Source organism: Candidatus Thiodiazotropha sp. AKAK3, from assembly GCF_058244645.1.
The window spans coordinates 141,020-153,124 of the sequence record NZ_JBSYOQ010000053.1; the positions used below are offsets into that span (position 1 = coordinate 141,020).

The window sequence follows — 12,105 nt, forward strand, 5'->3', positions numbered from 1 at the left end:
ATGAAACATCTAATGATTGTTGAATCACCGAATAAATGTAAAAAAATTCAGTCTATCTTAGGGCCTGACTGGATTGTGAAAGCATCAATGGGGCACGTTAGAGATCTTCCTCAAAAAGAAATGGGCGTGGATTTTGAAACATTTAAACCAGACTATGTTCCTAGCAAAAAGGGTAAAGAGGTTCTTGGTAGTTTGAAAAAACTCACAAAGACCGTCGGTCAAGTCTGGTTGGCGACTGACCCTGATCGTGAAGGTGAAGCAATTGCTTGGCACCTGCAGCAAGCGCTCAATTTAAAAAAGCCTTACCGAGTAACTTTTAATGCCATCACGAAATCATCTGTGACTGAATCTGTCAATAATCCATCAGAAATCGACATATCATTGGTTCGAGCTCAAGAAGGCCGCAGAGTGCTTGACAGACTGGTGGGGTATAGCGTGTCACCTGAGTTGAGTCGGGCTTGCGGAAACGGCGCTTGGTTAACAGCAGGACGTGTTCAATCTGTCGCTCTCAGAATCGTCGCAGATCGTGAACTGGAGATATTGAATTTCAGACCAAAAGACTACGTCGAGGTGTATCTGCATTTCGATACAGATAACATCAGATGGAAGGCCAAGTGGATGCCAGGTGATCTACTTCCTGAAGTGGAAAAGTATTGGACAAACCGGGCATTTGCCCAGCATGTAGCAGATATCAGAAATGTTATCGTAACATCCATTGACCGCTCTAAAAGATCGAATCGCCCTCCTCCACCATTTATCACCTCTACTCTGCAACAGGCAGCATCGGTGTCTCTAGGAATGTCCCCGAAACAATGTATGCAAAACGCTCAAAAGCTATTTGAGGCGGGTCTGATAACCTACCACCGCACCGATAACCCGAATCTCTCTGATGATGGTGCAACAGAGGTACGTGAGTGGTTACAAAATAACGGGTACATAGATCACATATCTAGCCAGATAAATACTTGGAAGTCTAAAGCCAATGCCCAAGAAGGCCATGAGGCAATACGACCTACTTCTATTCCTAAGCATCCTGATAAGAGTCAGGATATACCACAAGATCTACAACAACTTTATAAATTGATTTGGCAACGTGCCGTTGCGTGCCAGATGAAGAATGCAGAGATTGATGTGACAAAGCTTTCTCTTTCTTCTAATGATCAGATCGACGGTCATATCATGCACTTTCTAGCAAAAGGTGAACAGCTTATCTATTCAGGGTGGCGGTTACTTAGTGTACGTGATGCAGCAGATGAATCTGTGAAGGATAACGACCAGCAATTACCAAGGCTGACACAAAATCAACAACTCTATGCAATTGATGGTGCTGTTGAAGATAAACAGACAAAGCCGCCAGCAAGATATACCGAAGCTTCTTTGATTAAAAAACTAGAAGCCGAGGGTGTTGGAAGGCCATCTACCTATGCTTCCATCATTGACAATATCGTACATCGTGGATATGTCATCGTTAACAAGAGAAAATTGAACGCTACAGATCTTGGAATCCTTATTGTCAGGACTTTGGTTAACCGATTTAGTTTTTTGGAACTTAAATATACGAGTCAGATAGAAACACTATTAGATCAAGTAGCTGCTGGTCACATGGACTATTTCGATGTGGTGTCTAATGCATATCGTGTGTTAACTGGTGAACTAGGGGCATTGGCAGAACTTGGCAATCAAAATGAAGTTCAACATACCTGCCCCAGGTGCGGTAAGACATTACGTCTGATCAAGAACAAATTCTGGGGGTGTAGCGGATATCCTGATTGTGGCTATACCGCACCAAACGTTAAAGGAAAGCCAGGTGAACTTGATAAATCGCATCCATGTAAGTGCGGAAAAGGATACATGCAGCGAAGAAAAGGCAAGCGTTCATATTTTTGGGGATGTAGTAATTACCCAGAATGTGATGTGACAATGGCTGATCGCAAGGGAAAGCCTGTAGAACATTCAGTATCCAGCCTTAACAAGCGACTGTGGCGTCAACCCGACTAATAAAAAGATCAATAAGCCCAAGTAACTTGATCTCTTACCATGGCATTCAACATAGTAATAAACTTTCGCATGCAGGCCGTTAATGCAACTTTTTTATGTTTACCCTGCGCCACCAGCTGTCTGTAGAAAGCGCGGATTATTGGATTGCATTGGGTAGCGCTCAAGGTGGCCATATAAAGTGTTGTGCGAACACCCGCTCGACCGCCTTTGATTCGCCGCTTACCTCGTGATTTCCCACTATCTCGATTGATCGGCGCTACTCCGACTAGGGCGGCTACCTGCTTGTTGCTCATCGACCCCATCTCTGGTAAATCGGCTAGCAGAGTATAGGCCAGCGTTTCACCGACACCTGGGGCTGACATTAAGATCGATTTCCGTTCGGACCATTCAGCCTGTTTTTCGATGACCCCTGTAAGCTTCTTCTCGATTCGCTGAATTTCAGCATCCAGTGTCCGTAGTATTCGGCGGCAGGAGGCTTCAAAGGTCTTGCCCATAATCTGCAGCCGGTTGAGCTCTTGGGTACGTATTTCCATAACTTGTCTACGGCGGGTTATTAAGTCTTTTATTATCTGAAGGTTACGGCTGACCTTTGGGGTTGGATCAGGCTGGATGACAGCAGCGAATTCGGCAATCACCCGGGCATCAATCTTGTCGGTTTTGGCCAGTTGCTCAATGGCACCGGCATAGCGACGAACCGACATGGGCTTGACGATACAGACGGGTAGAGACTTTTGGTAGGCGGCAGTTGCCAGGGCCAGTTGGTAGCGGCCTGTGGCCTCCATAACCAGGCGATGTACCCGGTAGTGGGCCAGGCGCTTTAGGATTCGTTTGATACCTTCAGGCGAATTCTCTTCCTGCCAGTGGAGATCTTTTTCGTATATATGAATATCTAGCATCCATTTGCCTACATCGACACCGACATTCACACGGGATTTTCTCTTTCTAAGGTTTGTCATTTGTACTCACCCTTGCTAAATTCGGGCTTGAAGCCCATTCGACTGTTCGAGATAAATCGGGTCGGTTCAGTGCCCCCGCTTGTTAACGGTCTTATAGACCTGTGCATCATCGGGCTACTGAACCGGTAACTTGCTGCTACAAGTTACGGGCTTCATTTTATCAACTCTCCATTTAGAGGCAGGGATCGGCTATCAGTACTCAAATTCAACCATACAATGCACACAAATCAACAGATGAGCATTGCCCTACATGCGGCCAAGGGCAAATGGTAATACGTACGGTTAAAAATGGAGAGAATGCCGGCAAGGAGTTTTTTGGTTGTTCGAAATTCCCAAAATGTAGGCATTTTGATTGGAAGTCTGCCTAAATGACATCGATGTTACGAGCTATCTTATGTCTGAAAAACTGAAAAACTTTCATGTTCAACTCATCGGCCCCTCAGGTTTGGTGTATGTTGGTGAAAATCCTCAAGCATTTACAGAGACCGGTCGCAATATCCTTGAAGTGGAACGACAAATAGAGAGTCGAAATATGGCTGTCGATCCTCTAAAAGGTACCTCTGTTGGTCACTTTAAAGGATGTTGGATGTCAATAAGTGAGATGCCAGACGATGGAAACACTACTTAATAATGGAAATAAAATGCAGGAAACTACCTTGAGTGCTGCACCGAGCTGGATCAGGAATGCAAATATCTCCTCACCATCTCCATTGCTGACAAAGGTATTTGAAGTTCTTTACTCGCCAACCATGAGGCTAGAAGATCTTGCAGATATTATTAAAACTGACGCAGGATTGGCTGTTAGGACACTGAGAGCATCAAATGCAGCATTCTCCAGCCCGGCTAACAAGATAACAGATGTACGCGACGCAATCGTAAGAATGGGTTTAACGACGACGATACACATTATTACAGCTACTGAGGTTTCATCTGTCTTTTTCACTGTGCCAGGTAAATTAGGACTGATGATGAATCATTGGAAACATAATCTAATGGTCGCTTCAATCGCAGAATCTATCGCTAATTATCACCACTTGCCGGATCCAGGCCGATGGTTTTTAGGCGGTCTTATTCATGATATTGGACGTCTGATGATGCTAAAAGTTGATGCACATAAGTATTCAATGGCTGTGAATAAACACCTAAAAGAAAACATAGACCTGCTAGATGCCGAGAGAGAACTATTTGACTATAGTCATGATATCGCAGGTGGGCTATTGCTTGACTATTGGCGATTTCCAACCGATATAGCAGATGCAGCCTACGAACATCATAATGAATTTAAGGCATACGAAGATTTTGGGTCAGGGATAGGCGTAGCAAACAGCATAGCAAATGCAATTCAGAATGAAGAGCCGTTGCCAGAATTTTCAAATCTGCCAGTTTCTGAGTTAGTGATCCAGGCGAACGATCGTTATGAAGTTATGAAAAAAGTTGCTGGGATTAACTAAACTGACTACTATATTTGTATTGATTGTGCACCGCTACGGCCAAAAGTAGCACCAAACCAGTTCTTGAATCATGTGATAACTGGGTCTCATTCGTGAGATTTGATTCAATAATCACCCCATCTGGGAAATCTTCCCAGATAACGGGGTTGGTTTCTTAGATATGGGTTTTCTGACCTCACGGAGGCTCACCTATCGGCCTCCACTAGGGTCGTTAGGTGAGCCTCCGGAGGCCATTTAACAGGAGAACACCATGCGCGAAGCAACCAACCCCACTGACCTTACAAAACACATACCTTCTGCATCAGAAGTTGTAGAACGGATGAAACGAAACGTTTCAACTGTCGGTAGCTTGAGTTTTATTGAAGAATTTCTTTCCGTACTTCCAGAGCCTGCGAAGGTCCCGGAAAACGAAGAAAAGATCGTCACACTTTTCAGGCATGTCTCTAATTCAATGCGCTCAAAAAACGAGCGTACGGAAGAGGATGTGCCAGTAGAGTGCTATCTAGAGCATTAACGTGCCCCTAACCCTCTCTCTATTCTAGAGAGAGGGTATTCGATAAGTAATTATCGTATACCCTCTTTCCATCCACTGAAGTGGATAACATGCGTGAACCTCGGATTGTTAGATGTTCACCAGGTCTATTTAATAGGCCTCAATCCATCCCTACTCTCAACCCATGCGGAAGCACATCCGTATGGGTGTTCTCCTATTGGGTTAATCCAATTACTCAAGCAGGAGATTCATAATGATAACTGTGCAAGGCCGCATGGCCGTCAATGTTATTCATGGTCGTAATGGCCAGTTCAGTGTCGCAACGCTATATAGCGAAATAGGAGACTTTGTGGTGCGATACGACGGTCTTGATCAGTACGATGCCGGTACCTATGAAGGCAAGTTCGTCATCCGGGATACGGATGTGCGGGTTCGGCCTTTCGGGGTTGGCAAGATCATCGAGCCAGTCGCCTATCTCGAAGACCTCACGCTCGACAATGCCGACGAATGCCTTCAGGAGACCATTCCTGACGCTATTCCGGATCCTGTCGATGATGAACCCAAGCCACGATCGAAGGCTCCGTTAAATCTTGATGGGAAGGCGCCGGACGACTTCTCTCATGAGGAGTTGAAGCAACTCTTCGGAAAGATCTGGCCTGTTGGTGAAGAGGTCAAGCTCGATCCCACGGTGGGACGCTCGATGCTTCGCGCTCAGACCGGTTACCTGAAATCAGTCGGGTACAAGTACGAGCCGAAGACGCAAATCTGGAACAAGATTCATTAATGACAAGGAGGTTCTATGAAACGTCTCTTCGCACGCCTGGTCTGCGCCGTTCGTGGCCATGACTATGGCAATGTGGTTTATATCTCGCCTTCGATGCTCACCTGTTGTCACCGATGCGGCCTGGACATCCGGGGTCGCTCTATCGATGACCTGGAACCTATGACCGACGAGGACCGCGAGTACCTTGATCAACTCATCGGTATGGATCTCGATAACGATTGATCCTACCGCCATTTCAACCCACAAGGGGCCAAAGCCCCTTGCGGGTTTTCGCCCCTGTACTTAACAGGAGCAATTTATGTCTGCAACCTCCAAGATCGTTCAACTGACCTTGTTGGACCATAACCGTTTCGAAGGCCTGTCCGTGTCTGACATCAGTCCAGCGGAGCAGGATTCCCTGCTAGGGCTGGCGTTGTCTGTGCTGGCCAACCGTCATCCGAAGGGTGATCCAATTACTTCACCGGTTCAGATGCGGGAATATCTCCAATTACGTTATGGAGACCTGGAGTATGAAATGTTCTCTGTGGTCCTGTTGGATAACCGGCACAGGCTGATCGATGTCGAGGAAATATTTCGCGGCACCATCGATGGTGCGAGTGTCTACCCCAGAGAAGTCGTTAATACTGTGTTGAAGCGGAACGCCGCGGCTGTTGTATTTGTCCACAACCATCCATCAGGGATTACCGAGCCATCAGTTGCGGACAAGCGTATTACCGAGCGATTGAAGGATGCCTTGGCACTGATCGATGTACAAGTGCTTGATCACTTGATCGTTTCACATGAGTCCACGGTTTCGTTCGCGGAACAAGGACTCCTATAACCTTTTTTACATTAACCCGTCAGGGGAAATCCCTGCCGGGGTTTCTCCTGCTTTAACAAATAGGAGAAAACAATGGGATTGATGTTCCAGCGTGTCGCACATAATTACGCAAAGAATGGGTACTATCCAACAGATAGTGAAACCACATTACGTATCTTAAACTCTATCGCTCCATGTGAACATGGAATAATGAGGATACTAGATCCATGCTCAGGAGAAGGTACGGCATTGGCAGAGACTAAGCATGTATTGGGACCTGAACGATGTGTTGCTTACGGCATTGAATATGACGAAGAACGTGCTTGGGAGGCAAAAGAACTTCTTGATTACTGTATCCACGCAGATATTCATGATTGCATAATGGGTGCAAGATCATATGGATTTCTCTGGCTGAACCCTCCTTACGGAGATACGATAGCTAATCGAAGAGGTTTCGGAGAGAAAACAGATCGTCTCGAAAAGGTGTTCTATCGCATGACGAATGGTCTGTTACAGTATGGTGGTGTTATGGCCTTAATCGTTCCGCACTACAGTCTTGATAAAGAACTGTCTTCACTCATTGCCAGACATTTTCACACTGTGAGAGTCTTTGCTACACCAGAACAACAGTTCAAGCAAATTGTTGTTTTAGGGATAAAGCAACGCTCTGGTCAAATAGATACCGAGATCAGAGATAGATTGCTAGCGGTAGGAAAAATGGACACTCTTCCAGATGAATTCCCGCAAATATGGCCACATGAGGCATATGAGGTTCCAGCCAGTTCAAGTGAACCTAAATTTTATGCTGCGCGTATTGATCTTCGTCAATTAACAAATGTAATTGACAATACGAGGTCTTTGTGGGACCAGATGGGGTTGGTGTTTAGGTATGAGTCTACCAACCATAGAAGGCCTGTACGCAAGCTCTCTGATTGGCATCTCGCATTAGCACTTGCTGCCGGCCAGGTATCTGGTTGTGTAGAATCAAAGGATGGTCGTAAATATGTGATTAAAGGAGATACCTTTAAGAGCAAAAAGACTACTGAAGAGCAAGAATTTAACAGTAAAGGAGACTTAACCCGTACTCGCAGAATTCAGACAGATCGGTTTGTACCTACAATACGAGCACTTGATTTCACTGAAGGAAGCGAAACGTTTGGTAAATGCTTGACTATTAAGTAAAGATGCTTATCAGATGAGATCCCGTTTCACGGGATCTTACCCAAGAGCTCACTTGAACTCTTGGGTAAGATGTTTTCAACCCCCGCTTGAGGTTATCAGGCACCCTATCTGGCCATGGACTGTGAAATGCCAGTAGGACGATATCGTCCCAGTCCAATATCAAACCCCATGGGGATAACCCCCTTGGGGTTACCCATGAGGAATTTCCACTCTTAGTCTCTAAGGAGTAGCCCTCATGACTACATTGTTTAAAATATCAGCGATCGCCGATGTCTATGCAGATGCTTATCTGGCAGATGATTCAGGCAATCTCCTATTTTTGTCTGTATGGGGCAGAGATACAGCCCTACAAGAACTTATTGCCCGTCTTCAGCTTCCCCGAAGTGAAAATGGGATTCGAGAGTTTAATATAATTGGAAACTACACTAAATACTTAGTTAGTGTTCCAAATGTTGATGATCTTGATAAAATATCATTAGGAGTGAGCCAAACCATCTTTGGTAAACTGACTCAGTTATGGATCTACACGAAACTAGCGATATTGCCGGACTTGGTCAATCATCGTGGATTGATGTTACATGCTGATGATCAAACAGACATAGATGAATGGCCGCTGTTTAAAATGGTCTGTCCAATGCCCATGCTTGATGAATGGCGAGAGGTATTTCTCAATCGATGCCATAAAAAACAGTGGATCAAACCGTTAACTAATGGTGTCGGTGTAGCCGGTACATTAATTGAGCTAGATGATGAGCTGGAGCCATTGATCACTAATATGATCAACGAAGGTGAGCTCACATTACCCAATTCTATTTAATCCTCCGGATTAAAATCGCCCCTGCAGAAAGAGTATCCCTGTTGGGATTTCTCTCTGCTCTAATTAACGTAAAGGAGAGAATAATTGAATGTGCATTTCAATGGAACTGATTGCAATGTCGATATCAGGTGCTACAGCAACAGCCGAAAGGGAGTTGTCCTTGTCAATGAATTAGGAGAAGTAATCACTGAAGCATCAGTGAACATCTCATTATTCCAACCCGCTACGGATGAAGTACTCATAAGTGATCATGGTGATAATGAGGGTCTCTTAGAGTGTCTAACAGAAGCGGGCATAGTACAACCAACTGGGAAAGAGGTAAGAACAGGACAAACAGAGTTTCATATTTGTAAATTGATCTCTGATAGTCCACAACCTTGATTCTAGTCTTGATTATTTTCAACTTACCCTATCGGGAGACCTCCCGATAGGGAAGTCTCCCGGAAGGATATATCCATCTGATCATAGATTGGAAAGGTCTCTCAATGAGAGGCATTTGTTAAGGGTGCTTTAAAGTGTTCTTAACAAAGACAGATACTGTGCTCGCTACTAGCCAGAAAGTAGCCCAAGACCAAGTCATGAATCATGCAATGCTTGGCATCTCATCGAGATTGATTCCTATCTTTAACCCAATTGGGGACACTACCCCAATTGGGCTGGTGTTCCCCTGATATTTACAGGAGACCACAACATGTCAGCAACCGCTGAAATAAATGAAGAAGTATCTGAAGAAATGTCGGCGGATATTATACCGCTTACAGAGTTTATTCAGGATTTTGGAGATGGGCTGCTTGAGGCTGTCCAACAGCAAAACCCCCCTATCTATGATGGCCAACCGGATCTCAAGAGAGAACAGGTAATGGACAACTTGATAAGGGACCCCTTCCCTGCCCAGAGAGATGCAGTACAGGCTATCAGTAGTCTTCTCATCGATCAAAATGAACCCGCTGCCATCTTAAACGCAGAGATGGGTACCGGAAAGACTATTATGGCCATCGCCACTGCGGCGATCCTCGAGTCCGAAGGATACTCTCGATCAATCGTTCTGTCTCCTCCGCATCTCGTATTCAAATGGAGGAGAGAAATTCAAGAAACAATTGATAATGCCCGTGTTTGGATCCTCAATGGTCCGGACACATTGGCTAAACTACTACTCATCAGAGAATCCTTAGGAATCAATGAGCATGACGGACCAGAGTTTTTTATTTTGGGACGTGTTCGGATGCGAATGGGCTTTCATTGGAGACCAGCCTATTCTGTAAAAATGCAATATACACGGATGATGCCTGAGGATGGTGATCGATCACGTAGTTTCGTCAATAAAAAGGCAGTTTGTGCCTGTCCTAAATGTGGCACGGTAGTGACCATCGAAGACCAAGATGGTAATCCGCGACCTGTAAGCCCCACTGACTTCCCAGATAACAGGCGTTATCAATGTTGTGGTGAAGTCGATGGGAAGGTATGTGGTGAACCGTTGTGGACTTTGATGAGACCGATGAAGCGACAAAAAACGAGACGTGACCTCGTTTTGGAAGCCATGTGTCAGATTCCTACGATTGGACCGAAAACAGCAGGTAAGCTGGTTTCGACCTTTGGAGAAGAATTGTTACATGGCATGTTGGCTGATAATGTCTATTCCTTTATAAATTTAATGGACGATGAGGGAGAGCTCGTATTCTCAGATAAACAGGCAAGGCGTATGGAACGCGCAATGGCTAATCTAGAGTTTGGATTTGGTCAAGGCGGTTATCAACCAACGGAGTTTATCAAACGGTATCTACCGAATGGATATTTCTCCAACATCATCGTAGATGAAGGGCACGAGTACAAAGCTGATTCTAGTGCACAGGGACAGGCAATGGGCGTACTGGCTAACAAAGTCAAAAAGGTGCTTTTGTTAACTGGGACATTGATGGGCGGATATGCCGATGACCTCTTTTATTTATTGTGGCGTATTATGCCACAAAGAATGATCGAGGATGGTTTTGTCTATAACAATCGTGGAAGTCTTGGTACGGCCTCGATGTCGTTCATGCGTGAATATGGCATTCTTAAGGACATCTATACAGAGTCTGAGGGAGATAGTCACAAAACCGCTAAAGGCAAGCGTGTATCTGTTAGAACTGCAAAAGGCCCGGGGTTTGGGCCGAAGGGGATCGCACGATATGTACTTCCCTTCACGGTGTTTCTTAAACTCAAGGATATCGGCGGTAATGTTCTACCCGCCTACGATGAGTTTTATGTCAATGTTGCAATGACAGATGACCAAGCTGAAAAGTATAGCGCTATGGAGCAGAAGTTGACATCAGAGTTGAAAGAGGCTCTGCGCAAGGGTGACAACACTCTGATGGGTGTCGTTCTCAATACTTTATTGGCCTGGCCTAGTACATGTTTCAGACAGGAAGCGGTCAAACATCCACGAACTCGAGACCTACTTTACTATGCACCTTCGATGTTTGAGGAAAATGAGCTGATGCCCGCAGAGGAAGATTTGCTGAAGATCTGCAGGGACAATAAGGCTAGAGGTCGACGTGTGCTTGTCTACACGACGTATACCGGACGTAGGGATACCACTGCTCGGCTGAAGGCCTTACTCCAAAGTGCAGGACTCAAAACAGCAGTACTTCGTGCGTCGGTTGATACGTCTAAGCGAGAGGACTGGATCCTTGACCAGGTGGACCGAGGGATTGATGTTGTCGTCTGTAACCCTGAACTCGTAAAAACCGGCCTGGATTTGCTGGACTTTCCGAGCATCGTCTTCATGCAGACTGGATACAACGTCTACACCTTGCAACAAGCCGCCAGGCGCTCCTGGCGTATTGGACAGGAAGAAGATGTTGAAGTCTCCTATCTGGGTTATGAGGAAACGGCTCAAATTGCTTGTCTATCGCTGATGGCAAGTAAAATAGCTGTCAGTCAATCGACCTCAGGGGATATGCCGGACTCTGGCCTAGACATCTTGAACCAGGATGGTGATAGTATCGAGGTTGAGTTAGCCAAGCAGCTTCTTGCAGCTTGATCTTGTTACCAAAGGAGCCTTTAGGGGCTCCTTTGGTATTGTTTTTCAGTTAGTTACTGGCGCCCTGCTAGACTGTGCCATATTGACAGAACAGAAGGTCTAGAATTAAGATTAAGTTTCATACCTGTCAGCTGGGTTTCAGCTGAACTGACTGGCACTTGGATCGTGAGTATTGCCAGCACGGCCTGCGGGTTGTCGATCCATTTCTATCAATCTGCCCAACCGGGGAAACCTCCCCGATGGGTAAGGTTCCTCCTGTGACGGCTCAATCGAAGGAGGAACTATCATGAAGAATCGCGTATCAAACAAGCTGTTTAGCGCGGTCATTTCCTGGGTATCCAGGATCAATACCACTGCTCTGAAGGAAGATTTCCGAAAGGCGGGTATGGTCTTGGTCGGTGCTGGCTATGCCGGTGTCATCGTAGGAGGCGATTCAATGTCGAGTCTCGAGGGTCTTATCCTCATTCTGACAGGTACTGTCGCCTGGGCATTTGGCCTAACTAAGGAGGAGGACAATGGGAATTAGCACTAATTTCATCGTTGCTACCTCACCAATATGGGTTATTTTGTTATTGGGCTTTCTAGTTGTTTGGATAAAACACAAAC

At 45.6% G+C, this 12,105-nt stretch carries 13 protein-coding genes; 12 read left to right on the plus strand and 1 reads right to left on the minus strand.

All coding sequences use genetic code 11. The features are described from left to right. Complete coding sequence (gene topA / locus AC4IE7_RS13080) at positions 1-1,998, plus strand: type I DNA topoisomerase (protein WP_490777293.1); 1,998 nt, start codon at positions 1-3, stop codon at positions 1,996-1,998. A gap of 8 nt (positions 1,999-2,006) precedes the next feature. Here topA and AC4IE7_RS13085 read toward each other — a convergent pair whose 3' ends face one another. Further along, positions 2,007-2,954, minus strand: a complete 948-nt coding sequence (locus tag AC4IE7_RS13085; RefSeq protein ID WP_069003287.1) for an IS110 family RNA-guided transposase — start codon at positions 2,952-2,954, stop codon at positions 2,007-2,009. A gap of 203 nt (positions 2,955-3,157) precedes the next feature. Between AC4IE7_RS13085 and AC4IE7_RS13090 the strand changes: the two genes are divergently transcribed. The 11 genes from AC4IE7_RS13090 (at position 3,158) to AC4IE7_RS13140 (ending at position 12,025) form a co-directional block, all read left to right on the plus strand. Continuing rightward, on the plus strand, positions 3,158-3,322 hold the full coding sequence (locus AC4IE7_RS13090) for a topoisomerase DNA-binding C4 zinc finger domain-containing protein (RefSeq protein ID WP_490777413.1): 165 nt from the start codon (positions 3,158-3,160) through the stop codon (positions 3,320-3,322). A gap of 26 nt (positions 3,323-3,348) precedes the next feature. Then, complete coding sequence (locus AC4IE7_RS13095; protein ID WP_490777294.1) at positions 3,349-3,582, plus strand: hypothetical protein; 234 nt, start codon at positions 3,349-3,351, stop codon at positions 3,580-3,582. Further along, on the plus strand, positions 3,566-4,405 hold the full coding sequence (locus AC4IE7_RS13100) for an HDOD domain-containing protein (RefSeq protein ID WP_490777295.1): 840 nt from the start codon (positions 3,566-3,568) through the stop codon (positions 4,403-4,405). The genes AC4IE7_RS13095 and AC4IE7_RS13100 overlap by 17 nt, the downstream gene beginning before the upstream one ends. Before the next feature lie 250 nt (positions 4,406-4,655). Continuing rightward, entirely contained in the window at positions 4,656-4,919 is a 264-nt protein-coding gene (locus tag AC4IE7_RS13105; protein ID WP_490777296.1) for a hypothetical protein, read from the plus strand. Positions 4,920-5,151: 232 nt separating this feature from the next. Then, the gene (locus AC4IE7_RS13110; RefSeq protein WP_490777297.1) at positions 5,152-5,682 is read left to right on the plus strand and encodes a DUF3275 family protein; all 531 of its coding nucleotides are present in this window, start codon (positions 5,152-5,154) and stop codon (positions 5,680-5,682) included. Between the two features lie 15 nt (positions 5,683-5,697). Continuing rightward, positions 5,698-5,904, plus strand: coding sequence for a hypothetical protein (locus tag AC4IE7_RS13115; RefSeq protein WP_490777298.1), 207 nt, complete (start codon positions 5,698-5,700; stop codon positions 5,902-5,904). 76 nt (positions 5,905-5,980) lie between these two features. After that, positions 5,981-6,502: a RadC family protein gene (gene radC, locus AC4IE7_RS13120; RefSeq protein ID WP_490777299.1), complete on the plus strand. Its 522-nt coding sequence runs from the start codon at positions 5,981-5,983 to the stop codon at positions 6,500-6,502. 72 nt (positions 6,503-6,574) lie between these two features. Then, positions 6,575-7,663: a DUF6094 domain-containing protein gene (locus AC4IE7_RS13125; RefSeq protein WP_490777300.1), complete on the plus strand. Its 1,089-nt coding sequence runs from the start codon at positions 6,575-6,577 to the stop codon at positions 7,661-7,663. A 235-nt stretch (positions 7,664-7,898) separates the two neighbouring features. Further along, positions 7,899-8,480 (plus strand): hypothetical protein, encoded by a 582-nt coding sequence (locus tag AC4IE7_RS13130; RefSeq protein WP_490777301.1) that lies wholly within the window; start codon positions 7,899-7,901, stop codon positions 8,478-8,480. A 733-nt stretch (positions 8,481-9,213) separates the two neighbouring features. Continuing rightward, positions 9,214-11,499, plus strand: coding sequence for a DEAD/DEAH box helicase family protein (locus AC4IE7_RS13135; RefSeq protein ID WP_490777302.1), 2,286 nt, complete (start codon positions 9,214-9,216; stop codon positions 11,497-11,499). Positions 11,500-11,785: 286 nt separating this feature from the next. Beyond that, positions 11,786-12,025, plus strand: a complete 240-nt coding sequence (locus tag AC4IE7_RS13140; protein ID WP_490777303.1) for a hypothetical protein — start codon at positions 11,786-11,788, stop codon at positions 12,023-12,025. The last annotated feature ends 80 nt before the right edge of the window (positions 12,026-12,105 follow it).